18 protein-coding genes are annotated in these 23,858 nt (G+C 70.5%); 4 read left to right on the top strand and 14 right to left on the bottom strand.

Annotation, left to right across the window (positions count from 1 at the left end):
* Positions 1-4: 4 nt before the first annotated feature.
* The 3 genes from LC438_RS01875 to LC438_RS01870 form a co-directional block, all read right to left on the bottom strand.
* Positions 5-1,219 carry a glycosyltransferase gene (locus LC438_RS01875; protein WP_223585661.1) on the bottom strand — a complete coding sequence of 405 codons (1,215 nt, stop codon included), beginning with the start codon at positions 1,217-1,219 and terminating at the stop codon, positions 5-7.
* A 102-nt stretch (positions 1,220-1,321) separates the two neighbouring features.
* A complete protein-coding gene (locus LC438_RS18405) occupies positions 1,322-1,456 on the bottom strand; it encodes a hypothetical protein (protein ID WP_263294793.1) in 135 nt (44 codons plus the stop codon).
* Positions 1,453-2,556: a hypothetical protein gene (locus LC438_RS01870; protein WP_223585660.1), complete on the bottom strand. Its 1,104-nt coding sequence runs from the start codon at positions 2,554-2,556 to the stop codon at positions 1,453-1,455. The genes LC438_RS18405 and LC438_RS01870 overlap by 4 nt, the downstream gene beginning before the upstream one ends.
* Positions 2,557-2,654: 98 nt before the next feature.
* On the opposite strand from LC438_RS01870, the gene LC438_RS01865 reads away from it, so the two are divergent.
* A complete protein-coding gene (locus tag LC438_RS01865) occupies positions 2,655-3,245 on the top strand; it encodes a hypothetical protein (RefSeq protein ID WP_223585659.1) in 591 nt (196 codons plus the stop codon).
* Positions 3,246-3,422: 177 nt separating this feature from the next.
* Here the strand turns inward: LC438_RS01865 and LC438_RS01860 are convergent, their stop codons facing one another.
* The gene (locus LC438_RS01860) at positions 3,423-3,833 is read right to left on the bottom strand and encodes an MmcQ/YjbR family DNA-binding protein (protein ID WP_223585658.1); all 411 of its coding nucleotides are present in this window, start codon (positions 3,831-3,833) and stop codon (positions 3,423-3,425) included.
* Between the two features lie 42 nt (positions 3,834-3,875).
* Here LC438_RS01860 and LC438_RS01855 point away from each other — a divergent pair, with 42 nt between their 5' ends.
* Positions 3,876-5,216 carry a DUF2252 domain-containing protein gene (locus LC438_RS01855; protein WP_223585657.1) on the top strand — a complete coding sequence of 447 codons (1,341 nt, stop codon included), beginning with the start codon at positions 3,876-3,878 and terminating at the stop codon, positions 5,214-5,216.
* 87 nt (positions 5,217-5,303) lie between these two features.
* Here the strand turns inward: LC438_RS01855 and LC438_RS01850 are convergent, their stop codons facing one another.
* The 5 genes from LC438_RS01850 to LC438_RS01830 all read right to left on the bottom strand — a co-directional run bounded on the left by LC438_RS01850 (position 5,304) and on the right by LC438_RS01830 (position 13,026).
* On the bottom strand, positions 5,304-8,342 hold the full coding sequence (locus LC438_RS01850; protein ID WP_223585656.1) for a glycoside hydrolase family 38 C-terminal domain-containing protein: 3,039 nt from the start codon (positions 8,340-8,342) through the stop codon (positions 5,304-5,306).
* Positions 8,343-8,434: 92 nt separating this feature from the next.
* Positions 8,435-9,895: a family 20 glycosylhydrolase gene (locus tag LC438_RS01845; RefSeq protein WP_223585655.1), complete on the bottom strand. Its 1,461-nt coding sequence runs from the start codon at positions 9,893-9,895 to the stop codon at positions 8,435-8,437.
* Positions 9,892-10,782, bottom strand: a complete 891-nt coding sequence (locus tag LC438_RS01840; protein ID WP_223585654.1) for a carbohydrate ABC transporter permease — start codon at positions 10,780-10,782, stop codon at positions 9,892-9,894. Before LC438_RS01840 ends, LC438_RS01845 begins: the two co-directional genes overlap by 4 nt.
* Positions 10,779-11,726 carry a carbohydrate ABC transporter permease gene (locus LC438_RS01835; RefSeq protein WP_105676377.1) on the bottom strand — a complete coding sequence of 316 codons (948 nt, stop codon included), beginning with the start codon at positions 11,724-11,726 and terminating at the stop codon, positions 10,779-10,781. Before LC438_RS01835 ends, LC438_RS01840 begins: the two co-directional genes overlap by 4 nt.
* Before the next feature lie 25 nt (positions 11,727-11,751).
* The gene (locus tag LC438_RS01830) at positions 11,752-13,026 is read right to left on the bottom strand and encodes an extracellular solute-binding protein (RefSeq protein ID WP_105676379.1); all 1,275 of its coding nucleotides are present in this window, start codon (positions 13,024-13,026) and stop codon (positions 11,752-11,754) included.
* Positions 13,027-13,184: 158 nt separating this feature from the next.
* Between LC438_RS01830 and LC438_RS01825 the strand changes: the two genes are divergently transcribed.
* Entirely contained in the window at positions 13,185-14,471 is a 1,287-nt protein-coding gene (locus LC438_RS01825) for a glycosyl hydrolase (RefSeq protein WP_223585653.1), read from the top strand.
* A 57-nt stretch (positions 14,472-14,528) separates the two neighbouring features.
* Here LC438_RS01825 and LC438_RS01820 read toward each other — a convergent pair whose 3' ends face one another.
* Positions 14,529-15,551 (bottom strand): LacI family DNA-binding transcriptional regulator, encoded by a 1,023-nt coding sequence (locus LC438_RS01820; RefSeq protein ID WP_105676382.1) that lies wholly within the window; start codon positions 15,549-15,551, stop codon positions 14,529-14,531.
* A 141-nt stretch (positions 15,552-15,692) separates the two neighbouring features.
* Between LC438_RS01820 and LC438_RS01815 the strand changes: the two genes are divergently transcribed.
* Entirely contained in the window at positions 15,693-16,958 is a 1,266-nt protein-coding gene (locus tag LC438_RS01815) for an endo-beta-N-acetylglucosaminidase family protein (RefSeq protein WP_223585652.1), read from the top strand.
* A 74-nt stretch (positions 16,959-17,032) separates the two neighbouring features.
* Here LC438_RS01815 and LC438_RS01810 read toward each other — a convergent pair whose 3' ends face one another.
* The 4 genes from LC438_RS01810 to LC438_RS01795 form a co-directional block, all read right to left on the bottom strand.
* Positions 17,033-18,670 carry a fucose isomerase gene (locus LC438_RS01810; RefSeq protein WP_223585651.1) on the bottom strand — a complete coding sequence of 546 codons (1,638 nt, stop codon included), beginning with the start codon at positions 18,668-18,670 and terminating at the stop codon, positions 17,033-17,035.
* Positions 18,667-21,219 carry a GH116 family glycosyl-hydrolase gene (locus LC438_RS01805; protein WP_223585650.1) on the bottom strand — a complete coding sequence of 851 codons (2,553 nt, stop codon included), beginning with the start codon at positions 21,217-21,219 and terminating at the stop codon, positions 18,667-18,669. Before LC438_RS01805 ends, LC438_RS01810 begins: the two co-directional genes overlap by 4 nt.
* The gene (locus tag LC438_RS01800; RefSeq protein ID WP_374197863.1) at positions 21,216-22,739 is read right to left on the bottom strand and encodes an FGGY-family carbohydrate kinase; all 1,524 of its coding nucleotides are present in this window, start codon (positions 22,737-22,739) and stop codon (positions 21,216-21,218) included. The genes LC438_RS01805 and LC438_RS01800 overlap by 4 nt, the downstream gene beginning before the upstream one ends.
* A 74-nt stretch (positions 22,740-22,813) precedes the next feature.
* Positions 22,814-23,800: a LacI family DNA-binding transcriptional regulator gene (locus LC438_RS01795; RefSeq protein ID WP_105676385.1), complete on the bottom strand. Its 987-nt coding sequence runs from the start codon at positions 23,798-23,800 to the stop codon at positions 22,814-22,816.
* Positions 23,801-23,858: the final 58 nt, after the last annotated feature.

Here is a 23,858-nt window from a genome sequence, read left to right as displayed (position 1 = left end):
CCCGCTACTCGGGCAGCTTCTCGTCGCGGTACAGAGCCTCGAAGGTGTCGAGGGTGCGGTTGATGTCGTGGATCGCGACGCCGTCGAGGGATGCCTGCTGCATCCGCTCGTACTCCGCCTTGTCGGCGGTCAGCACGTCGGTGAGGCGTGCGGCGAGCTCCTCCACGTTCCCCGGCTCGAACAGGTAGCCGTTCTCGCCGTCGTGCACGAGGTGCGGGAGGGCGACGGCATCCGCGGCGACGATCGGGAGCGCCGACGCCATCGCCTCCATCGTCGCGATCGACTGCAGCTCGGCGATCGAGGCGATCGCGAACACCGAGGCCCGCGACAGCAGTGCGCGCAGCTGCTCGTCGGTCGTGCGCCCGTGGAAGGTGACGCGGTCGCCGAGCCCGAGCTTGACGGCGAGGTTCTCGAGGTTCTTGCGCTGGTCGCCGCCGCCGACGATGTCGAACGTCGCGTCGAGCGCCGGGTCGAGCTTCGTCATCGCCTGCAGGATGACCTCGACCTGCTTCTCGGCGGTGAGGCGCCCCACGAAGATGATGCGGTTCTTCTCGCGCGGCCCGATGACCGGGGTGTACTGCGTGCGGTCGATGCCGCAGCTGATCGGGATCACGCCCTTCACATCGACCGTCTTCTCGAGGAAGTCCGCCGCGCGACGCGTCGGGGTGGTCACCGCGCGGGTGAGGTCGAAGGTGTTCTTCGCGTCGGCCCACGCGTACTTGAGCACGAGGTCGTCGATGAACTTCGGCATCATCGAGTGGTCGAGGATGTTCTCCGCCATGACGTGGTTCGTCGCGATGACGGGGATGCCGCGCTCGTGGGCGATGCGGGCGAGCCCGCGGCCGATGACGATGTGCGACTGGATGTGCACCACGTCGGGCTTCACCTGGTCGATGATCTGACGTGCGTAGTGCTTCGAGCGCCACGGCCACACGAAGCGGATCCAGTCGTGCGCGACCCAGCGGACCGACGGCAGACGGTGCAGCGTCATGGGCTCGCCCTCGATGACCTCGGTCCGCGCAGCGGCACGACGGTAGGCCTGGTTGGGGGCGACGACATGCACGTCGTGGCCCCGCTGCACGAGTCCGGCGGCGAGGCGCTCGGCGAAGCGGGCGGCGCCGTTGATGTCGGGCGAGAAGGTGTCGCACCCGATGAGGATCTTCAGCGCGCGAGGCGCGGGTGCGGGGGCACTCGTCGAATCGATGGGAGAAGAGGACATGCTGCCTTACGGTTCGGCGGCCAAGGAAAGCCCTGGTCGGGCGGTCGCCACTTTACCGGAGGCCCCTGATCCCGCGGCTCAGGCGTACCGGCATCCGCACAGTCAGACCCGGTGCGAGTCCGCTCCGCTCCTCTGCGCCGACTCGATGCGCTGCTCGATCGCGGCGTACATCTCGTCGTCGATGAGGCGCCCGACGAACAGCAGCGTCGTCCGCGACGGCGCCGTCTTCACCGTCACGGCGCCCCCGCGTGCCTGAGCCCGGACAGCTGATTCCAGAGCAGTCGCGTCTCGCCACCGGGGCCGGTCAGCTCGAGGGCGTCCGGAGCGAGCGTGAGGGTCTGCGCCGTACCGAGCGCGAGGGTCCGGGTGACCGCACGGCTCACCGCCACGACCAGGACGATCAGGCACACGGCGGCGAGAGCCGCGACGACGGCCGAGAACCCCATCGTGTCGCGAGACAGGATGCCGGCGGCTCCCGCCGCGAGTCCGGCGATGCCGACCGCACCGAGGACCCCGAAGACGGCGAGGAGCGGTCCCGACCGACGCAGCAGCGCGGCGCGCGCGACGCGCTGGTCGCCCGCCGTGAACACGATGGAGGCGCTGAGCGCGGGAGCCGACGGGACAGCGTCTGCGACGGCGGATGCGGGAGCGGATGCGCGGGCGGAAGCGTCCGCGGGAGCGGGAGCGGAAGCGTCCGCGGAAGCGTGTGCGCGAGCGGAAGCGGAAGCGTCCGCGGAAGCGTGTGCGCGAGCGGAAGCGGAAGCGTCCACGGAGGCGGAAGCGTCCGCGGAGGCGGAGGCGGAAGCGTCCGCGGAGGCGGAAGCGATGTCGTCCGCCCGACCGCCGACGCCGTCGGCCAGGCGGATCGACTCCACGGCCTGCGCCAGCGCGTCATCTCCGATGAGTCGTCCCGGCAGCCCGAGGCGCGCGTTCGACGGGGCGATCGTGACGTAGACGCCGCCGCCGACCCTCGTCAGGTTCGACAGCTGACGCCACCGGATGCGATCGGCGCCGCCGGGGCCGTCGATGTCGAGGGTGTCATCGGAGACCGTGAGGCTGAACTCGGCGCCGAGCGGCAGCTGCCGGCGGACCATCAGGGCCTGGTTCCCGATAAGGAGCGTCACCAGAACGACGACGAGGCACACGCTGCCCCCGGCGATCCCCCAGGCGGACGACGGCGAGCCGTCGAGGGCGCTGAGCCCGGCCGCGACGGCGAACAGCACGACGACGACCCCGAGCAGGACGAAGACCCTGCGCGACTGTCTGACGTGGCCGCCGAGCACGGCCCGCTGATCGCGGCGATCGATCGTGATCGTCCGACGCTCGAACCCGCTCATGCGCTGCCCTCCCAGAACTCCGCCCACGGTCACGATAGCGGCGTCCTGTTCCGTTCGTGCACCGGCATCCGCACAGGCTCACCCCCTACCGTGGTGTCATGCGACTGATCGCCGACGCCGACCCCCAGCTCTGGATCCCCGTGACGGACTCGCTCGGATTCAAGGGCCGCCGCCATCGCAAGGCCGCCATCCGGATGCTGCTGGGTCAGGCGAACTCCGCTCTGGGCGCCGTCGAGCGCCCCGGGTCGAAGTTCGGCGCATGGGTGATGAGCCAGGCGGCGCCGCTGCTCATGAAGCGCGCGGACGGCCGCGTGCTGGTGTGGACGTGGAAGGCCGACCCCGAGCTCGTCGTCGCGATGGTCACGGCGCAGGCGCTCACCCCCGACGTGCGCATCGCGCGGGCGTCGATGCCGATGGACTACGACGACACCGAGTCGTTCCAGAGCCGCTGGCTCGGCCGGGGCGAGAAGCTCGTCGTGCCGATGCCGGCGTCGCCCTCCTCTCCGCCCTTCGCGTCCTACACGTGGGACACCGGAACGCATCTCGTGACGCTCACGGCGATCTGCGGCGAGCACGAGCGCTTCGGCACCCTGATCGGCGCGCTCGACGAGCTGGCGCGCAGCATCCGCATCGCCGACGACCTCACCGGCGGGGAGTCGCCCGAGGTCCTGCGGCTGCCTCCGGCCTGAGTCGGCGGCAGCCGCTAGCCCCGGCAGCCCCCGGCAGCCCCCGGCAGCCCCCGGCAGCGCGGTCAGCCCGGACAGCCCCGCACTGGCTCCAGAACTCCGGAGATCGGCTCCGAAGAACACCGACCGCGCCTCTTCCCGCCCTGATTCCGCCCGATTCTCCGGAGTTCTGGAGCGGCCCTACTCCAGCCCGCGCTCCGCGAGCCACTCCCTCGCGATCCGCACCGGAGCGCGCAGCAGCCACGCGTCGGCGATGATCTCCGCCAGGCGGTCGCGGTCGATCGCATCGAGTCGCACGAGTAGCCCCGGATACCCGTCGAAGTGGGGGATGCTGAACAGCGCATCCGGCTCGGCGGCGAGCAGCGCCGCCTTCTCCTCCAGCGACCCGACCCGCACCCCGAGCACGGGGCCGTCCGGCCAGGAGCGGCCGAGCTCCTCCAGCTGGCGCAGATCCGTCGCCCTCGGCCCGCGGATCCAGGCGATCTGACCGCTCTTCAGCCGCCATGCCGGCTCCCCCGTGTGACCGCCGGTGCGCTCCTCCACCCCGGGGAGCGCCATCGCGATCTCCCGCACGTCGTCGATGTTCGCCATCCCGCCATCGTCCTCCGCTCGGACTCCTGCCACAATGACGGAATGGTCGCTCTGTGGACACCGCCGCCCTCGCACGCCGCCCTCCTCCAGAAGGGAGCCGAGGCGCGCAAGAGCACCCCGCGGCGCATGCTGGCTGAGCACTCCACGGGCGCTCGCGATCCGCTCGGCATCCTCGAGAGGCAGAACCGCACACGGCTGCAGGACCTCGTGCCGCTGCGCACCGAGCGCATGTCGGCGAGCCCGTTCGCCTTCTACCGCGGAACAGCGGCGCTCATGGCGGCCGATCTCGCCGACGCTCCGCACAGCGGCATCCTCGTCGCGTCCTGCGGCGATGCCCACGTGTCGAACTTCGGCTTCTACGCGTCGCCGCAGCGCAGCCTCATGTTCGACCTCAACGACTTCGACGAGGCCGCCTGGGCGCCGTGGGAGTGGGACGTGAAGCGGCTCGTCGCGAGCATCGTGATCGGCGGTCAGGCGTCGGGGCGCACGGATGCCGTGATCGACCAGGCCGCCCTCGCCGCCGTCACCACCTACTCCCGCGGCATCGCGAGGGCCACCGCGCTCAGCCCGAAGGACCGCTACTTCACGCACTTCGACGTCGACCAGACCCGCAGCATGCTCGACAGGGCGTCGCAGAAGGCGATCCGCAGCGCGGTGAAGCAGGCCGAGCGTCGCACCGGCGAGCGGGCGGTCCGGCGGTTGACGCAGGTGGATGCCGACGGACGCCGGCGCTTCCTCCACCAGGAGCCGACGACCGCACCCGTCGCCGACGACCTGCTCGCCGTCGTGCACGACCTCGTCGACCAGTACCGCCGGACGGCGAGCCCCGACGTGGCGCTGCTGTTCGAGCACTACACGGTCAGCGACGTCGCCCGCCGCGTCGTCGGTGTCGGCAGCGTCGGCACCCGCTGCTACCTGGTGCTCTTCCAGGACGGCGAGGACAGCACCGTGCTGATGCAGCCGAAGGAGGCCGCGCAGAGCGTGCTCGTCGAGTACGGCCGCGTCGAGCAGCCGCCCGCGCTGCAGGAGCTGATCGAAGCTCACGGAGAGGGGGCCCGCGTCGTGTCGATGCAGCGCATCCTGCAGGCGCTCTCCGACCCGTTCCTCGGTCACCTGCGGTCGCCGAACGCCGACTTCTACGTGCGGCAGTTCCACGACATGAAGGGCAGCATCGAGGTCGAGGAGCTCGACGACGGACCCTTCGTGACCTATGCGCAGGCGTGCGCGGCGACCGTCGCCCGCGCGCACAGCCAGTCGGTCACGGCATCCGAGGTCGCGGGGTACATCGGCGGAGGCCGCGCCGTCGCATCGGCGCTGCTCGACTGGGCCCGCGCCTACGCCGACGTCTCGCGCGCCGACTTCGAGGCGTTCCGCGCCTCCTGAGGACACGCCGCCTGCTCCCGTCGCGAAAGATCCCGCTATCTCGGCGCTATTCCGAGATCTTTCGCGACGGGAACCGCCCGCAGGGGCTCAGCGCACGATGCGCAGCGTGCGCACCTCGAAGGGACGCAGTCGCAGCTCGCCGCCGAGACGCGGCTCGTCCAGCGCGTCCTCGATGAGGCTCACCTCGCGGATCCCGCTGTGCTCGAAGTCCGCCGTGATCGAACCGGTCGCACGGCGTCCGAGCGCCTCGTAGAGCCGCACGATCACGTCTCCCGAGCCGTCGTCGGCGAGCTTCACGCCCGACACGACGATGCCGTCGCCCTGCACCGACACGAGCGGAGCGACCTCGCGGGCGCCCTGCACGACCGTGGCCGGGGAGTTCAGCGCGATGCCCTCGGCGGTGGCGATCGCGGCATCCGCCCCGATCACGAAGCCGATCTCGATCTCGTGGTGGCCGTGGTCGGTGTCGGGGTCGGGGAAGCGCGGGGCGCGCAGCAGCGAGAGCCGCACCGTCGTGGTGACCGCGTCGTCGTGCACCTCGCGCGAGGTGTCGTAGCCGTAGATGGAGTCGTTCACCAGAGCGACGCCGAAGTCCTGCTCGCGCACCAGCACGAACCGGTGCATGGACGTCTCGAACTTGGCGGCCTCCCAGCTGGTGTTCGTGTGCGTCACGCGCGACTGGTACCCGAACTGCGTCTCGGCCTCGGTATGCGCGGCCTGGATGTCGAGAGGGAAGGCGAGCTTGAGCAGCTTCTCGGTCTCGTGCCAGTCGATCTCGTTGCGCAGGAGCACCGTGCGCGATCCAGGGCGGAGGATGATCGTCTGCGCGATCGTTGACTCCGAGAACGGGCGGACGACCTTCACGACGGCGGCGCCGTCGACCACGGATGCCGTGATCTCGGAGACCTCGGTGAGGTCGTCGACGCTGTTGCGGTAATAGCGGTCGATGTCCCACGCATCCCACATGTTCGGGAAGTCCTGGTGCAGCTGGAACAGGTTCGCGGCGGCGCCCTCGGCGATGGCCTCGCGCCCGGAGGCCCGATCGACCGCGGAGACGATCAGCCCGTCGGCCGAGATGAGCACCGACACGAGGTCGTTCTCCAGACGCCAGCCGCTGCTCTCCTCGGCGAGGGAGACGGATGCCGCGGCCGGGGCCTCGGCGAACGCGGCGCCCAGCGCCCGACCCGCGCCGCCCGCACCGCCCGCACCGCCCGCACCGCCCGCACCGCCCGCACCGACGGAGCTGGGCACGAAGCGCAGCTCGCGGTCACCCTCCCCCGCGAGGGAGCGACGGGCGTCGTCGGCGAGCGCTCGCGCCTCGTCGAGAACCCCGGACAGCACCTCGACGGCCTCGCGGTGCACCCAGGCGATGGAGGTGCCGGGGAGGATGTCATGGAACTCGTGCAGCAGCACCGTCTGCCACAGGCGGTCGAGCGCCTCCTGCGGGTACGCCGCGCCGGTGCGCACGGCATCCGTCGCGGCCCACAGCTCGGCCTCGACCAGCGCGTGCTCGGCCCAGCGGTGGAGCGCCTTCGTGGCGTGCTGGCTGGTGAGCGTGCCGCGGTGCAGTTCGAGGTAGAGCTCGCCGACCCACACGGCGGGGTGCGGCAGCTCGGCGCGCGCGGCGTCGAAGAAGACGTCGGGGTGCTCCCACACGACCTGGGCGCTGCCTTCGAGATCGGCGAGGCGGGTGGCCTTGCCGGTCATCTCGCGGGTGGTGCCTCCGCCGCCGTCTCCCCAGCCGACGGGGGCGATCGAGCGCGAGCTCAGGCGGTTCTCCTTGAACTGCCGCGAGGCCTTGGCCACCTCCATGCCGCTGAGCTGCGAGTTGTACGTGTCCATCGACGGGAAGTGCGTGAACATCTGCGAGCCGTCGATGCCCTCCCAGAGGAAGGTGTGGTGCGGGAAGACGTTCTGCTGGTTCCACGAGATCTTCTGCGTGAAGAACCACTCGAACCCGGCCCTGCGCATGAGCTGCGGGAGGGCGGGCGAGTAGCCGAAGCTGTCGGGCAGCCATACGCCCTTCGATCGGATGCCGAACTCGCTCTCGAAGAACCGCTGGCCGTAGGAGAACTGCCGCACGAGCGATTCACCCGTCGGCATCACGGTGTCGGACTCGACCCACATCCCGCCCAGCGGCAGGAAGCGACCGTCGGCGACGGCGGCCTTGACCCGCGCGTACACCTCAGGGCGGTGCTCCTTGAGCCATGCGTACTGCTGCGCGCTCGACATGCCGTACTGGAACTCGGGCTGCTCCTCGAGCAGCGTCGTCATCGAGGACGTGGTGCGGGCCACCTTGCGGATCGTCTCGCGCACGGGCCACAGCCAGGCGGAGTCGATGTGGGCGTGCCCGATGGCCGAGATGCGGTGGGCGCTCGCCTCGGCGGGCGCCGCGAGGACGTCGGCGAGCCGCGCGCGGGCATCGGATGCCGTGGCGGCGATGCGCTGCAGATCGAGGACGTCGAGGGCGTCGTCCATCGCCTGCAGGATCCGCATGCGGCGCGGGGACGTCGCGGGGAGCTCGGCCTGCAGCTCGAACAGCACCTCGAGGTCGAGGGAGAGCTCGAACACCTCGCTCTCGAAGACGGCGAGGTCGATGCGGCGCGTGCGGTACAGCGGCTCCGTGGAGGAGGTGCGGATGTCGCCCTCCTGCGTCGGCAGGAAGGGGTGGTAATCGAGCAGCACGGGGTTGGCGGCGGCTTCGAGGTACAGCTCGACCGGCTCGTCGCCGTCGGCGGTCTCGGTGATGGGAAGCCACTGGTTGCGCGGGTTGATGCTCTTCACCGGGGTGCCGTCGGCGCGATAGACGAGCGCCTCGCACTGGAAGCCCGGCATGTTGATGTCGAAGCCGAGGTCGATGACGGCCTCGACCCTGCGGCCGGCCCACTCCGCCGGCACGCGACCGGTGAGCTTGAACCAGGTCGTCGACCAGGCGGGTCCCCACACGCTCGGCACGGAGTCCGGGGCGAAGGGCAGCGCCAGGCCGTCTGCGGGCGCGATCGGCTCGCCCGGCAGCTCGTTGCGCTCCACCGTCAGCGGCACAGCGGCCGAGTGGATGGCGGGGCGGATGCGCTCATCGAGCACCCGCTTGACGCGGCCGACGGTGAGAGAGGTGTCGTCATGCATGAGGGGGGTGTCTCCGTTTGACGGGTCGGGGGATTACTCAGATTACTTTACTAATTCGATGGAGCGCACGGAATCGATTCGACGCCTCGACGCTACCGGGCAGCCGCCGCGGGCAGAGCCGCGACACCGATCCGCGCGTCGATCTCGTCGAACTCGTCGAGCCGGAGGCGCGAGCCGCCGTTCCACGCGCGCTCCGCCATCGCCCGCAGCGGTGAGCGGATGCCGTCGAGCACCTGCTCCACGCTCTGCGCGTCGGAGTCGTCGGACCACACCGAGAAGAACGAGCCGAGCAGGAGCGCCGGGTAGGGCGCCGCGATCTCCTGACGCGTCCCGTCCGGCAGCGAGGGGAACAGCCCGGGGTGCCATTCGGCCTCCCAGATCCGCGCGCTCGTCGGGTAGCGGTAGCCGGCCTTCTCCCCCAGCACGTAGTAGAAGAGGCCGTCGTGGAAGTTGACCAGCCGGGCGCCCGCCGCGACCGCCGCGGAGAGCGGGCGCATGTCGACGTGCCAGTTGGTCCACCACGTGAGCGTCACGTCGGGGTCGAGCGCGACGACCTCGCCGCGCAGCATCCCGTCGTTCCACGCCCGCGCGGCGAAGCCGTGATCGCGCAGGTGCGCGGCGATGCGGTTGACGAAGTCGGTCAGCAGGTCGAAGCCCGTCGCGCGGTCGCCGAAGCGCTCGCGCGCCGCCCCGGCGAGGGCCGGATGGTCGTCGATGCGGGCGAAGTCGACGAACTCGTCTCCGCCGAGGTTCCACCGCGTGCTGTGCGGGAACAGCGGGGCGACGTCGTCGATCAGCCGGCGCGCGAACGCCACGGCCTCGTCGCGGGTGATGTCCAGGGCTCCCTCGATCGGGTTCCCGTCCGCCCCGGGGAGCCGCAGCTCCGGGTGCGCGGCCAGGACGCGCCCGAGGTGCCCCGGCATGTCGAGCGACGGGATGAGGTCGATGTGCAGATCCGCCGCCGCCTCCGCGATGACCGCCGCGTCCGTGCGCGAGACGTGCTCCGCCGAGACGACCTCCGGAAACGCCTCCGATCCGATGCGGAAGCCCTCGTGCTCCGACACGTGCCACTGGAGGGAGGTGAGGCCGACGTCGGCGAGCGCGGAGAGGAGGGCGAGGATGCTCTCGGTCGGGAAGTGCTTGCGGGCGGCGTCGAGGTGGAGGCCGCGCTCCGGCACCGACGGCGCCGACCGCACCGCCCCGTGAGGCACGGCGCCCTGCGCTCGGAGGTTGTGCAGCAGCTGCCTGGTCGCACGGAAGATCCCGACCGGGCTCGACGCGCGCACCTCGACGTCGTCGGCGATGTCGATCTCGAACGCCTCCGTCGAGGCCGCGCTCGGAGCGGTGGCCACCAGGCGGATGATCGAGCGGTCGCCGCTCGGCATCCCCCGCGCGGCGAGCTCCGCCTCCAGCCGCACGGCCTCCCGCGCGAACGCGGGGTCGTCGGCGACGACGCGCACCGATGCCGGGCGCCAGAGCCCTCCGGTCAGCGTCGCCGTCCGAGGCTGCGGGAGCGCCAGCCAGCGCGGTGTGTTCTCGGCATCCGCTGTCATCCCTTGACGCTGCCCTCCTCGACGCCCTTGAAGAACTGCCGCTGCAGCGCCGCGAAGAGCAGGATGATCGGCACGAGCGCGATCATCGTGCCCGCCGCGATGACGCGCGGGTTCGCCGAGAAGTTCGAGCTGAGGTACTGCATGCCGACGGTGAGGGTGTAGTTCGCCGGGTCGGAGAGCACGACGAGCGGCCAGAGGAAGTCGTCCCACGCGCCGATGAACGCGAACAGCGCCACGACCGAGACCATGCCCCGCACGTTCGGCCACACGATGTGACGCAGCCGCTGCATCGTGTTGGCGCCGTCGATGGTCGCGGCGTCCAGGGTGTCCGGAGGGATCATGCGGCACGCCGCCATCATCAGCAGCACGTTGATCGCGGCGATCGCTCCGGGGAGGAAGACCCCCCACAGGGTGTTCGCGAGCCCCAGCGACTTCACCGTCAGGTACTGGCTGGTCAGCGTGACCTCCCCGGGCAGCAGGAGCGTCGAGAAGATGATCGCCAGCACGATCCACTTGCCGCGGAAGCGCATCGTCCCCAGCGCGTAGCCGCCGATGGTGGCGAAGATGACGTTGGTGATGACCGTGCCCACGCCGACCAGCAGCGAGTGCCAGGCGTAGTCGAGCACGGGGATGGTGCGGAACACCTCGGCGTAGTTGTCGAGCGTCGGCGCCTGCGGGATCAGCGTCGGCGGGAAGTCGTAGATGTTCTCGGTGGCGCCCTTGAAGGACGTCGACATCTGCCACAGGAACGGGAACACCATGACGGCGAGCACGACGAGCAGCAGTGCGTACCTGCCGATCAGGCCGCCGAGCGACGGCTTCATGATGTCGACCGATCCGCTCGTGCGGTACGGGCGCTCGCGGCGCAGCTTCTGATCAACGCTCATCGGGCCACCTCCTGCGCGCGGCGGGCGACCTTCGCGGCCTTCGCCGTGCGTCTGGTCACCAGCGCCTCCTTGATCGTGTCGCTGTTGTTGAGGATGCCGACGACCGCGAGGGGCACGAGCGTGAGCAGGAACAGCACGAGGGAGATGGCGGATGCGTAGCCGACCTGGCCGTTGAGGCCCTTGCCCATCGACTGGATGAGCATCACCATGCTCATCGCGCGCCCGCCGGGGCCGCCAGAGCCGTTGGAGAGGACGTAGAGCTCGGTGAACACGCGCATCGCCCCCACGCAGACGAGCACCGAGACGAGCATCATCGGGCCGCGCACCCCCGGGACGGTCACCGACCAGAACCGGCGCCAGCGACCGGCGCCGTCCATCGCCGCCGCCTCGTGCAGCTCACGGCCGACGTTCCCGAGGGCCGCGAGGTACACGACCATGTAGTAGCCGAGACCCTTCCACACCGTGAGGCCGATCGCGCAGCCGATCAGCAGCCAGCGGTCGGAGAGGAACTCGATCGGCCGGTCGGCCAGCCCGAAGAACTTCAGCGCCGAGTTCACGGTGCCGCTGCCGGAGAACAGGAACTCCCAGACGATCGCCACGACCACGGCCGAGGCGATCACCGGGAAGTAGAACGTCGTGCGGAAGAACCCGATGCCGGGGATCTTGTTGTGCACGAGCATCGCGAGCAGCAGCGGCAGGAACGTCAGCAGCGGCACGCACACGACGACGTAGACGAGCGACGTCGACAGCGCGTAGCCGAACCGCTCGTCCTCGAAGAGCTTCGCGAAGTTCGCGAGCCCGACGAACTCGGCGGGGCGGAGCGGACGAGCATCCGTGAAGGCCAGCATCACGGTGTTCAGGAACGGCCACAGCGCGAACACGAACACCCAGATCACCGCCGGCAGCACCAGCAGATACGGCGTGAACCATCTCTGTCTCTTCACGGTCTCGTCCTCTCCGCCGCGTCGTTCAGCCGACGAGGTTCTGCTGGGCGTACTCCACAGCCTTGTCGAGCGCCTCCTGGCCGGAGATCTCGCCGGTGATGGCGAGGGCGATCTGCTGCTTGGCGTAGGTCTCCATCGCCTCGGTGTACTGCGGGGCGCCGGTCTGCTTCGCGTCGGCCATCTGCGCGGCGGCGAGCGTCGTCGCCGTGCCCTGCAGCTCGTTCACCGGAGCCTCGGCGAACACGGACGGGTCGGCGTTCGCCGCGATCGTCCCGGGGAAGAAGCCCGCGGCGAGCTTCACGAACGCGATCTGGTTCTCCGTGTTCGTGACGAACTCGGCGAAGGCCAGGGCCGTGGCGGAGTTCTTCGAGTTCTTCGAGACGCTGATGCCCTGCACGAACAGCGGCGGGTTGCCGAAGCCGTTGGTCACATCGACGTCGGGGAGCAGGTTCGGCGCGTTGACCGCGACGTCCTTGTCGATGTAGTTCGGGCCGGCCGTGGTCCAGGCGACGCCGCCGGTGTTGAAGATGTTGATGTTCGAGTTCGCCGTTCCCGCGCCCTGCAGAGCCTCGGCCGTGATGGCGCCCGCCTTGTAGAGCTCGGCGTAGCGGTCGACGATCTTCGCGGCCTCGGGGGTGTTGAAGACGAACTCGCCGTCCTTGAAGATGTCGGGCGAGGCGCCGACGATCTGCAGCGTCTTCGGGCTGGGCACGGAGGAGAACATCGGCACGCCGGCAGCGGCGAGCTTCTCGGCGGCATCCAGGGTCTCGTCGAAGTCCTTCGGCGCCTCGGTCACGCCGCCCTTGGCGAGCAGCGCCTTGTTCCAGTAGTTCAGTTCGGTCCCGAGGTACCACGGGAAGGCGAACGAGCCCTCGACGCCGTCGTACTGGTAGGCCGCGACGCCGCCGGCGACGTAGTCGTCGATGACCTTCGATGCGCCGCCGAGGTCGAGCAGCTGATCGGCGGATGCCAGCGAGTACGCGTACTCCGGCGGCAGGTTGATCACGTCGGGCAGCTCGCCGGACTCGGCCTGCTGCAGGATCTTGTCCTCGTACCCGTCGCCGGGCTGGTCGATCCATTTCACCTTCGTGCCGGGGTGCTCCTTCTCGAACGCCGCGACGACGCCCTCGAAGTACGGCGTGAACTTGTCGTTCTTGAGAGACCAGGTCTGGAAGGTGATCTCCCCGCCGATCTCGCCGTCGCCACCCGACGGGGTGGAGGCGCCGCCGCCGGTGCATCCGGCGAGGACGAGGGATGCCGCGACCGCGAGGCCCGCGACTGCTGTGGAACGGTGCTTCATGGACTTCTCCTTCGAAGTGGCCAGGCTGGCGCGTCTCGCTCGAGTCGCTGTCACAACCCGTACTAAAACGGTATAGTGACCTTAGCATGCCACACCGTCGCCATGAGGGTCCAGCCACGGGATGCTTCGTGTCAGCGTCGATTCTCGAAAGGACAGCGATGCCCAGTCTCGTCGCCCCGCTGCGCTTCGGCGCCAACTACACCCCGCGTTCGCAGTGGATGCACTCCTGGATGTCGCTCGACCTCGACGAGGTCCGCCGCGACTTCGAGGCGCTGGCCGGACTCGGGCTCGACCACGTGCGGATCTTCCCGCTGTGGACGCAGCTCCAGCCCAACCGCACCCTTATCCGCTGCGACGCGATCGACGACGTGCGCGCCGTGGTGGAGATGGCCGGGGAGTTCGGGCTCGACGCGAGCGTCGACGTCATCCAGGGGCACCTGTCGAGCTTCGACTTCATCCCCTCGTGGCTGTTCACCTGGCACGACAAGAACATGTTCACGCACCCCGACGCGCTGAGCGGCCAGGCCGAGCTCGTCACCCGGCTGGGCGCGAACCTCAGCGAGGCGGGCAACTTCCTCGGCTTCACGCTGGGCAACGAGACCAACCAGTTCTCCGCGGAGACGCACCCGTCGCCGTGGCCGGTGACCGAAGCCGAGGCCGCGCACTGGATCACCACTCTCCTCGACGCCGCCCGCGCCGCGGCCCCCGCGCAGCAGCACGTGCACAGCGAGTACGACGCCGCCTGGTACATGGACGGCCACGGCTTCACCCCGCGGCTCGCATCGCGGCTCGGCGACATCACGACCGTGCACTCCTGGATCTTCAACGGCACGGCGCAGCGCTACGGCGGCCGATCCACGGCATCCGACCGCCACGCCGAGTACATGATCGAGCTGGCCCGCGGCTTCGCCACCGACCCCGCGCGGCCCATCTGGCTGCAGGAGGTCGGCGCCCCCTCCAACTGCCTCGCTCCGGAGGAGACGCCCGGGTTCCTCGAGGCGACTCTGCGCTCGGCCGCCCGCACCGAGAACCTGTGGGGCGTGACGTGGTGGTGCTCCCACGACGTCAGCCGCAGCCTCGCCGACTTCCCCGAGCTGGAGTACACGCTCGGGCTGATCGATCAGGACGGATCGGCCAAGCCGATCGGCCGCCGCTTCGCCGACCTCATCCCCGAACTGCGCGAGCGTCAGGACGCTCCGGCACGAACGCTCGGCATCGTCGTCGAGGTCGATGAGGACGAGACCCCCGTCAGCCGCGCGGCCCTGGGTCCCGGCGGCGCGGTGTTCCAGGCCTGGGTCGACGCGTGCGAGTCGGGCGTCGACCCCGCGTTCGTGACGTCGGCGGATGCCGAGAAGCCCGAGGTCCTCGCGACGCGAGGGATCACCGAGCTCGTGCGCCCCGGAGTCGGCGGCCCCGCGTACGCCTCGCAGAACACGGTCGTCTGACCGCACCGCATCCGCCGCCGCGCCGTTCCGGCCCGTTCCGTCCCGAAGGGGAAGCCGCTAGCGCGGGGCGCTCGTGCTCTCGCGCACGGTGAGCACGGGCAGCGCGCCCACCCGGTCGGGCAGCACGTCCGGCACCTCGATCTGCTCGAGGAGGAAGGCCGCGGCATCCGCTCCGAGGCCGAAGGTGTCGCGCGTGACGCAGGTGATCGAGGGGTGCATGAGCCCTGCGACGACCGAGTCGTCGAAGGAGGCGATCGAGAGGTCGCCCGGCACCGAGACGCCCATCTCCTGCGCGATGCGGAGTCCGGCGATGGCCATCACGTCGTTGTCGAACACGACGGCGGTGGGTCGATCGCGGCGGCTCAGCACACGGCGCATGGTGGCGGATGCCGCGAGCGGGGAGAAGTCCGTCGTGATCACCTCTCCCGTCACGCCGCGGGCGGCGAGGCCGGCCAGCACGTCGATGCGCAGCCGCGTGTGCTGGAACTCCTCGGGACCGGCGACGTAGACGATCGAGCGGTGTCCCAGCGCCGACAGGTAGTCGAAGAGCGAGTGGGCCACCTGGCTGTCGTCGAGCCAGATGGATGCCGGCTGCCCCTCCTCGGAGGAACGGCTGCCGATCACGACGGCGGGCATGTCCAGCTCGGGGAGCACGGCGAGACGCGGGTCGTCGTCGCGCGGATCGATCACGATCACGCCGTCGACCTGATTGGCGCTGCGCCAGCGGCGGTAGGTCGCCACCTCCTCCTCGATCGAGGAGACGAGCACCATCTGCATGGCGATGCGGTGGGCGGCGAGGGCCGACTGGGCGCCGGCGATGAGGTCGGTGAAGAAGGCCTCGTTGCCGAGCGTGTCGGCTGGACGGTTCACCGCGAAGCCGATGACCCCCGCGCGGGCTCCGACCAGCGCCCTGGCGGCGGAGCTGGGCTGCCACTGGTGCTCCTCGGCGATGTCGAGGATGCGCTGGCGCGTCTGCTCGCTGACTCCGGGGCGCCCGTTCAGCGCGAAGGACACCGCGCCGGGAGAGACCCCGGCCAGACGGGCGATGTCCGTGATGGTCACGCGCTTGGCTTTGGACATTCCACAACTGTAGCGATCAAGGCCGATCGTGAAATTGGACTGGGCACAACAGTTGCGCTCTGCTACGGTGCCACTAAAGCGCTTAAGTAGCGGCGGCCGACTCGCCGCTCTTGAGCACCCCACCCCTCGAAGGAGAGAGCAATGAAGCGAACGACGGCGCTCGCACTGAGCGCACTGCTGACCGGACTCGCGGCCTTCGCCGCGCAGCCCGCCGTCGCCGACACGACCGCAGCTCCGGCGGCATCCTCCGCCTCCAGCACCGCGCAGTGCGAGAGCACTCCGCAGACCATGGCGTACTACCGCACCTGGCGCGACGTCACGGTGCCGCAGAGCGCGAACTCGAACCTGCCGGACCCGAACGTCACGCGCATGACCGACCTGCCGTCCGAGATCGACGTCGCGATGGTGTTCGACGCCGGCGCCACCGCTGGCACCGACTACTGGCCGACGCTCCGCGACACCTACGTGCCCACGCTGCACGCGCGCGGGACGAAGGTCGTCTACACGCTGTGGATCGACCGGCTCGCCAAGGCCGACATCCCCCTGACCGATGCCGCCTACGCCGCCTACGCGCAGGAGCTCGTCGACACCTACGTCACGCCGTACGGGCTCGACGGCATCGACATCGACGTCGAGTCCTACCCCCAGGGCGACGAGCTCACCCGCGCGATCGGCGTGTTCAGAGCCCTCGGCGAGCTCATCGGGCCGAAGTCCGGCACCGACCGGATCTTCATCTACGACACCAACCAGGACGGAGACACCGCACTGTTCGAGGCGGTCTCCGACACCGTCTCCTACGTGCTGCTGCAGGCGTACGGGCGCGGCACGGGCGGCATGCAGGCGACGTGGGAGACGTTCGCCGACGACATCGCGCCGTGCCGCTTCCTCCCCGGCTTCTCCTTCTACGAGGAGCAGGACCGCACCCACTGGGGCGACGCCGAGGGCATCTACGACCCGGCCACGGCGCCGTCGTCGACCGCCTACCAGTACGCCATCTGGCAGCCGGAGGAGGGCGCGAAGGGCGGCTTCTTCGCCTACGCCGTCGATCGTGACGGCAAGGTGTTCGGCGACAACAGCATCACGAAGACCGACTTCACGTGGATGACGAGCCTCTCCGCCGTGCAGGACGAGGCCGCGGGAGTCACCCCGCAGCCGCCGGCCGCGCCGACCGCCGCGCTCGACCGCGACCGCATCACGATCCGCGGCACCGGCGTCGCCGGCGCCGAGGTCACGGCGCTCACGAGCGGCCCCGGGCGCACGGCATCACCCGCGACCGCGTCTGTCGCCGCCGACGGCACCTGGGCGCTGGTCCTCGACCGCAAGCTGACGCGGCCGCAGTCCGTCGCCGTGACGCAGAGCGTGAAGGGCACGGCATCCGACCCCGTGACGGTGCTCTTCCGTCGCTGACGATCACGTGAGGGGCCGGTGAGTGCGGGGTCGAGAGACCCGTATGCCGCACTCACTGGCCCCTCACTGCTGCGTCAGAGCGACGTCACGTCCCCCACGAGGTTGACGCGGATGCCCATGCCCGCGAACATCGCGGCCTTCGCGACCAGCGCCCGATCGGCGGTCTCGGCGTCGGGGGCGTAGACGAGCTGCGCGTGGTTGGCCTTGTGACGCGCCATGAACTGATCGCGCGTCTGCCCGTGCAGCACGACGTGCGCGATCGGCCACTCGGGGTTGGTGGCCTCCTTGCGGCGCCGGGTCTCCTCCTCCGGCAGCTCCACGACGGATGCGCGGAAGATGTCGGCCTGCAGCACCCCGTCGGCGATGAACACGCGCGACAGCACGATCTCGCCCGGCTTCGAGACGCCGTTGATCGTCGCCCCTCCCGCCGGGAAGAACACGTGACCCTGGCGCCAGCCCTCGGCGTTCTGCCACCCGCCCAGGTGCGAGGCCGGCACCGAGCCCGAGATCTCGTACACCCACACGAACTCGCCGTCGTAGTCCTCACCCCAGCGCACGTCGTGCAGGGTGTTGTCCGGCACCAGCCCCATCGCTCGCCACACGCGATCGGTGACCAACGCGTCGACCGCGACGCCCTCGTCGGCCTCGTTGAAGTGCGGGAAGGCCCGCCCCTCGTGCAGCACGCGCGAGCCGTCGCGCGAGGTCACGGGAGGGCGCTCGGTGGAGTTCAGGATGCCCTCGGCGAGGTCCGACGCGGGCACGAGGTCCTTGAGCCCCTGCTGGTACTGGATGCCGACGGCGTCGAGTCCGAAGTCGTCGGCGATGCGGAGGGCGGCGATGTACATCTTCATCTGCCACTGCACCTGCTCGCGGGTGAGCTCGGTCGCGGCATCCTCTCCGTACTTGAAGGTCATGCCGTGCGCGACGAGCCAGTCGTAGGCGGCATCCGCCTCCTGCTCCGTGACGTTAAGCATCTCGGCGTAGAGCGCGGACTGCGACAGGCGCTCCTTGTAGATGCCCGTGCCGTTGAGCAGCTCGTCGTCGAAGATGGCGTTGTACATGCCCATGCAGCCCTCGTCGAAGACGCCGATGATGGCCTTCTCCGCGCGCAGCTGAGCGGCGAGCGCCTCGCCGAGCCGCTTCTCCGGGCTGTCAGGGAGCTCGGGCAGAGGGCGCACGTGCGAGTCGTCGTGCGTGATGGAGCCGGTCTCGGTCCACTCCCTGATCGCGTCGGTGAACCAGGCGTCCGTGTAGTCGACCGACCACGTGGTGGCGTAGGGCTTGCCCATCTTGGTGAGTCCCGCGTTGAGACCGAGCAGGCCGACGAGCCCCGGCCAGTCGCCCGCGAAGTTCGCCACGGTGAGGATCGGCCCCTCGTGCGTGCGGAGGCCCGCGAGCACGTGGTGGGAGTACTGCCAGTTGGCGATGGCCACCACGAGCGGCGCGTCGACGGGGATGTCCCTGAAGACCTCCAGACCCATGCGCTGGCTGGAGATGAACCCGTGCCCGGTCGCCGGGTCGACGCCGAAGGGGCGGATGACGGTCCAGCCGAGGCCGTCGAGCACCCCCGTGACGCCCTCTTCGAGCTCGACCTGGGTGGGCCAGCCGGCGATGTTCGCCGACTCGCGGAGATCGCCGGAGGTGATGAGGTAGGCGGTCTTCGGCGCGGATGCCGGCCGGGTGACCGGCGTCGGCAGGGTGTAGGTGGTCATGATGCCTCCGGTGTCTGGATGGGGGTGGTGTGCGACTCCCCGGCTCGGAGTCGGATGCCGCGGTCGACGCTGCGGCCGTGCAGCCGCAGATCGTCGATGTCGAGGGATCCGCCGTCGAGGCGGAGGGTGAGGGCGTCTCCGTCGATCTCGACGCGGCCCCAGCCGTCGCCGGTCGTGAAGAGGCTGCGGAAGGGACCCTCGGTCGTCGGAGCGAAGGAGAGCACCCCGAGCGGGGCGTCCCACTGCGCTCCGCTCGCGCCGAGCAGCAGCGCCCAGGACGCGAGGGAGCGGGCGTAGTGGTTGCCGCACTCGATCTCGTTCCACGGGCTGCGGTGGGCTCCGTCGTAGCGCGAGCGCAGCGCCCGTTCGATGCGGAGGGCGTCGTCGTAGCGGCCGGCGAAGAGGAGGGATGCCGCGACCTGGTGCTCCACGCCCGTCCACACCTCGTCGGAGTAGACGAACGGGATCGCCGGCCGTCCGCCGCGCGGCCAGGACGCGAGGAGCAGTCCGCCCTCGTCGTTCAGGGCGTACACGCGCTGCGTGCTCTCGTGGGCGGAGAGGTCGTCGCGCAGGTTGTGGCGGGCGATCGCGGCGAGCGCGGAGTCGACGCGCTCCGCCGGGAGGAGGAGCCCGAGTCCGTTCACGAACGCGTGGAACTGCCCGAGCAGCTGGTCGGACAGCACGCCGTCGCCGTACTGGTAGCGGTGGGCGTCGGCATCGTCGATGACCTGCCGGTAGTACTCGCCGTTCCACAGCGTCTCGTCCATCGCGGCGGCGACGTGGTCGGCGCGCGCGGTCCATGCGGCGGCGCGCTCGGCCTCGCCGAGGTGGGAGGCCATCCGCGCCCCCGCCCGCAGCGCGGCGAGGTACACGCCGTTCGCGAGCGGCTCCGCCCCGTGGAACTCGATGTCGTAGGTGTTGTGCATCTCGCCGTCGAGCAGGCCGTCGCCGTCTCTGTCCCACTCGCGGATCGCGTAGTCGAGGGTGCGGGATGCCGCGGGCCACAGCTCGCGGAGGAACCCCTCGTCACCGCTGAACCGCCACTCCCGGTGCAGGCGCAGCAGGGTGCCGAGCTGCCCGTCGACGGCGGGACCCATGAACCAGGAGGGGCCGCCGAAGATGCGGTTGCCGCGGAACTTCTGCGCACCGGCGTCGTCGGTCTCGAGCAGGTACTCGACCCGGCGGGCGCTGCGCTCGAGTGAGGGGAACAGCCACGCGAGGGTCTGGGCGTACGACCAGACGTGCGTGCAGGTGCCCTCGCACGAGCCGCCGTGGTCGAAGGACCCCTCCCACGCCGCGAAGACGGGCCCCTCCCCCAGCTCGGGGTTCGGGGACTCCAGCACGAATCCGGTCGTCGATCGCGCCGCGGCGATGTTCGCGCCGATCGCATCGACGAGGACCGGGTCGAGGGTGCCGCCGTAGAGCGCGTCGACGAAGGCATCCGTCGCGGACTCCAGCGCACCGAGGTTCTCGTGCAGGTGCGAGGCCGCGGCCCACGCGTCGGGCCAGAGCGTCGCATAGCGGTTGCGGACGATCTCGTCGCCGGGCGGATCCGCCAACACGATGTGCCCGTGCCACCCACGCCGCCGGTGGGGGAAGCTCCACGACAGGACGAACTCGAAGTCTCGGCTCTCCCCCGGGGCGAGGGTGTGCACGATGCCGAGGGAGCCGGTGCGGATGCGGGGCAGCTTGGCGAGCATCTCCTCCTCGGTCAGCGGCGGAGCGTCGGGGTCGGCGTCGAGCTCGGCGAACAGCCCGCGCGGGCGGTCCTCCAGGGTCAGCCGCGGTTCGGGGGCGAGCAGCCCGTCGTCGGTGAGGTCGTTCCAGAACAGCCGTGCGCCGTCGGGCCAGTAGCTGGTCACCCACTGCGGCTTCACCGTGGTGGCGGCATCCGTCGTGGTCAGGCTCAGCGTGCCGTATCCGGGGTCGTCTGCGGGGAGGTCGATGCCGAAGTCGAGGCCGCGCACTCCGCCCTCTTCGCGCCAGCGCACGGTCTGCGTCGCGCGCATGCCCCAGGGCGCATCGGGACCGGGCGCACCGCGGCCGGCGGTGTGCGAGACGCTGCCCACCACGGTCACGGCGACGGGCGCGAAGCCGGGGTTGCTCACGCGGTAGCGGAGGATCGCGGCGGGGATGCCGGAGGCGTCGGCGTCGAGGGGAACGAGCGGGGTGAAGGCGTGCAGGGAGACGTCGACCGGCAGCGTCGCGTCTTCGAAGTCGACGTCGACCACCGGGTACTCGCCGTGCAGCGTGGCCGCGTCCAGGCGGGGAAGGCCCGAGAGCCGGTCGAAGGCGTAGCCGGCGTCGGCGTCGTGGCGTCCTGTGAGCCGCGCCTCCAGTACGCGGGTGACCGCGGGGCCGCCCTCGGGCGCCGCGTGGATCGCGAAGAAGGAGTACGGGTTGTCGCGCCCCTTGTCCGGAAGGTTCTCGAACTCCCAGTCGCGCAGCTCTCCGCGGGCGCCGATCGAGACGTTGCCCGTGCCGATGCCTCCGAGGGGGAAGGCCGTGGCCTGTGAGGTGTGCGGGATGCCGCGGGCCCTGCGGGTCATGCGGATGCCTCTCTCTGGTCTGCGGCGAGCTCGTGCACGAGGTCCTTGGAGGACTCGTACAGCCACCGGTAGCGGTCGAAGAGCTCGTCGTAGAGCGCTCGTGTCTCAGGGGCCGGGCGGATGCTCTCGACGATCGGGTTCCAGTCGCGGATCTCCGCCGGCTCTCCCTCGGCGGTCGCGACCGCGGCGAGGAACGCGGCTCCGAAGCTGGCGCCGATGGTCTTCTCCGGCACCTCCTGCACGAGACCGGTGACGTCGGACACGACCTGCAGCCACAGCCGCCCCTGCGTGCCTCCGCCCACCGCGACGATGCGGCGGATGTCGGCGCCTGCGGCGCGCATGGTCTCGACGTTGTGCCGCACCCCGAGGGCCGTGGCCTCGAGCGCCGCACGGTACAGATCCCCGCGGGTGTGCTCCAGCGCGAGTCCTGCGATGACACCGCGGGCGTCGGGGTCCTGGATCGGCGTCCGCTCCCCGGCGAAGTAGGGCAGCATGAGCAGCCCGCGCGCGCCGGGGCCGGAAACCTCGGCCTCGGCGAGCAGCTCCGGATAGTCGGCGCCGGTGAGGTCCTTCAGCCAGGCGGTGAGCGCCCCGGAGGTCGAGAGCCCGCCCGCGAGGTTGCGCGTGCCGGGGAAGGCCCCGGCTGTGGTCCACATCGAGGGGGTGCGGAGGGTCTGCTCCCCCGTCGCCACGAGGAACATCGTCGTGCCGTACATGAGCATGAGGTCGCCGACCTCGTGCGCTCCGACGCTCACGGCCTCGGTCCACGCGTCGATGGTGCCGACGATGACGGGAACCCCCTCCGGGATGCCGGTGAGGGATGCCGCGTCGGCGGTGACCGCGCCGGCGATGTCGCCCGCCCAGCGCAGCTCAGGGGCCTCGATCGGGCCCGCGTACCGCTCCCACCACTCGTCGTGCCAGCGCTCCGCCTCGATGTCGTAGAGGGGCGACACCTGGCTCGCCGACTGGTGGTCGAGCACGTACTCTCCGGTGAGCCGCCTGGCGAGCCACGAGGCGGGCATGAACAGGCGACGCGCTCGCGCCCAGGCCTCAGGCTCGCGTTCGGCGATCCACGCGATCTTCGGGCCGCCCGCCTGCGAGGTGAGGAGCGAGCCGCCCACCCTGGCGATCTCCTCGGCGCCGAGCTCGTCCGTCATCCGCTCGATCTGCTCACCGGCTCGGGTGTCCACGCCGTAGAGGATGGCGGGTCGCACGGGCTCGTCCTCCTCGTCTGCGAGCAGGATGCACGGCCCCATGCCGCTCACGCCGACGCCGACGATCTCGGCTCCGGGGACGGCGGCGATCAGCTCACCGGCGAGGGAGACGAACTCCTCCCACCAGACGCGTCCGTCCATCTCGACCCAGCCGCTGTGCGGGCGGCTCACGTCGTGCGCCCTGCTCGCCGTGGCGAGGATCGCGCCGTCGGCATCCACGAGTACGCCCTTGCTGCTGGATGTGCCGATGTCCACCCCGAGGGTGCAGCGCATGGCGTCCTCCTTGAAACCGATGCCGCGAATCATGAAACCTGTGCGCCACTGTACGCGAAATCGATTTCAAGGCGCAAGCGCCTGAGGGAGCATCCGTCCGGATCGGCTCAGACGCGCAGGGCCGAGGCGGGCTGCACCTCGTTGCGGAGCACGATCGTGCGCGCCGGCTGGGTGTCGCCGCCGATGCGCTCGAGCAGCATCCGGGCCGCCGTGACGCCCATGTGGCGCGCGGGCAGCCGCACGACCGTCACCGCGGTCGGCGACAGCGTGGTGAAGGGCAGGGAGCCGATGACGGCGACGCCCACCTTGGGCGGGGTGAGCCCCCGCTCGGTGAGCACCTGGATCGCCCCCACCCCGATGAGGTTGTTTCCGGCGACGACAGCGTCGGGCGGTTCGGGCAGGGCCAGCAGCTCCTCCATCGCCGCGCGACCGCCGTCCACGCGGAAGGTCGCGAAGCGCGCCAGGGACTCGATGTCGGCATCCGGCTGTGCGGCCGACAGGGCGGAGCGCCACCCGGCCGCACGCTCGGCGGCGGTGTCGATGTGCTCGGGGCCGCCGATGTAGGCGATACGGCGGTATCCCGCGTTGATCAGGTCCTGTGTCGCCGAGGTGCCGGCGGCGCGGTTGGCCATGACGACCCCGTCGATGTCGTAGCTCGTGCTGCGGTCGACGGCCACCACCGGCCGCCCCGTCGCGAGGATCTCATCGAGGCTGGTGCCCTCGTCGGCGGTCGCGATGATGACGCCCGACATGTGCTCGGCGACCGCGATGCGCAGGTAGGTCGCCTCCTTCACGGTCTGCGAATCGGAGTTGCACAGCACGACGGAGTACCCGGCCTCGGAGGCGACGTCCTCGACGCCGCGGGCCATCTCGGTGAAGTAGGGGTTCTCGATGTCGGGGATGACGAGGGCGATGACCTCGGAGCTCTGACGACGGAGCGTGCGCGCGGTGCGATTCGGCGTGAAGTTCAGCTTCGCCGCGGCATCCCGCACGGCGGCCACCTTCTCGTCGGAGACGCTCGTGCCGTTGAACACGCGCGAGACCGTCGCGGGAGAGACGCCCGCGAGCGCCGCGACGTCGTAGATCGTAGCCATGCCCACCCTCACTGCTGCCCCGACCCCGTCGGAGATGAAAGCAACAGTAGCGCGCAGG

Source organism: Microbacterium sp. OVT16B (assembly GCF_019969705.1).
GTDB lineage: Bacteria > Actinomycetota > Actinomycetes > Actinomycetales > Microbacteriaceae > Microbacterium > Microbacterium natoriense.
This window is presented reverse-complemented; position numbering and strand designations above follow the sequence as displayed.

Excerpts from the sequence above, each read along its gene's own strand:
- LC438_RS01875 (WP_223585661.1), bottom strand. The coding sequence starts at position 1,219 with ATGTCCTCTTCTCCCATCGATTCGACGAGTGCCCCCGCACCCGCGCCT.
- LC438_RS01870 (WP_223585660.1), bottom strand. The coding sequence starts at position 2,556 with ATGAGCGGGTTCGAGCGTCGGACGATCACGATCGATCGCCGCGATCAG.
- LC438_RS01865 (WP_223585659.1), top strand. The coding sequence starts at position 2,655 with ATGCGACTGATCGCCGACGCCGACCCCCAGCTCTGGATCCCCGTGACG.
- LC438_RS01860 (WP_223585658.1), bottom strand. The coding sequence starts at position 3,833 with ATGGCGAACATCGACGACGTGCGGGAGATCGCGATGGCGCTCCCCGGG.
- LC438_RS01855 (WP_223585657.1), top strand. The coding sequence starts at position 3,876 with ATGGTCGCTCTGTGGACACCGCCGCCCTCGCACGCCGCCCTCCTCCAG.
- LC438_RS01850 (WP_223585656.1), bottom strand. The coding sequence starts at position 8,342 with ATGCATGACGACACCTCTCTCACCGTCGGCCGCGTCAAGCGGGTGCTC.
- LC438_RS01845 (WP_223585655.1), bottom strand. The coding sequence starts at position 9,895 with ATGACAGCGGATGCCGAGAACACACCGCGCTGGCTGGCGCTCCCGCAG.
- LC438_RS01840 (WP_223585654.1), bottom strand. The coding sequence starts at position 10,782 with ATGAGCGTTGATCAGAAGCTGCGCCGCGAGCGCCCGTACCGCACGAGC.
- LC438_RS01830 (WP_105676379.1), bottom strand. The coding sequence starts at position 13,026 with ATGAAGCACCGTTCCACAGCAGTCGCGGGCCTCGCGGTCGCGGCATCC.
- LC438_RS01825 (WP_223585653.1), top strand. The coding sequence starts at position 13,185 with ATGCCCAGTCTCGTCGCCCCGCTGCGCTTCGGCGCCAACTACACCCCG.
- LC438_RS01820 (WP_105676382.1), bottom strand. The coding sequence starts at position 15,551 with ATGTCCAAAGCCAAGCGCGTGACCATCACGGACATCGCCCGTCTGGCC.
- LC438_RS01815 (WP_223585652.1), top strand. The coding sequence starts at position 15,693 with ATGAAGCGAACGACGGCGCTCGCACTGAGCGCACTGCTGACCGGACTC.
- LC438_RS01810 (WP_223585651.1), bottom strand. The coding sequence starts at position 18,670 with ATGACCACCTACACCCTGCCGACGCCGGTCACCCGGCCGGCATCCGCG.
- LC438_RS01805 (WP_223585650.1), bottom strand. The coding sequence starts at position 21,219 with ATGACCCGCAGGGCCCGCGGCATCCCGCACACCTCACAGGCCACGGCC.
- LC438_RS01800 (WP_374197863.1), bottom strand. The coding sequence starts at position 22,739 with ATGATTCGCGGCATCGGTTTCAAGGAGGACGCCATGCGCTGCACCCTC.
- LC438_RS01795 (WP_105676385.1), bottom strand. The coding sequence starts at position 23,800 with ATGGCTACGATCTACGACGTCGCGGCGCTCGCGGGCGTCTCTCCCGCG.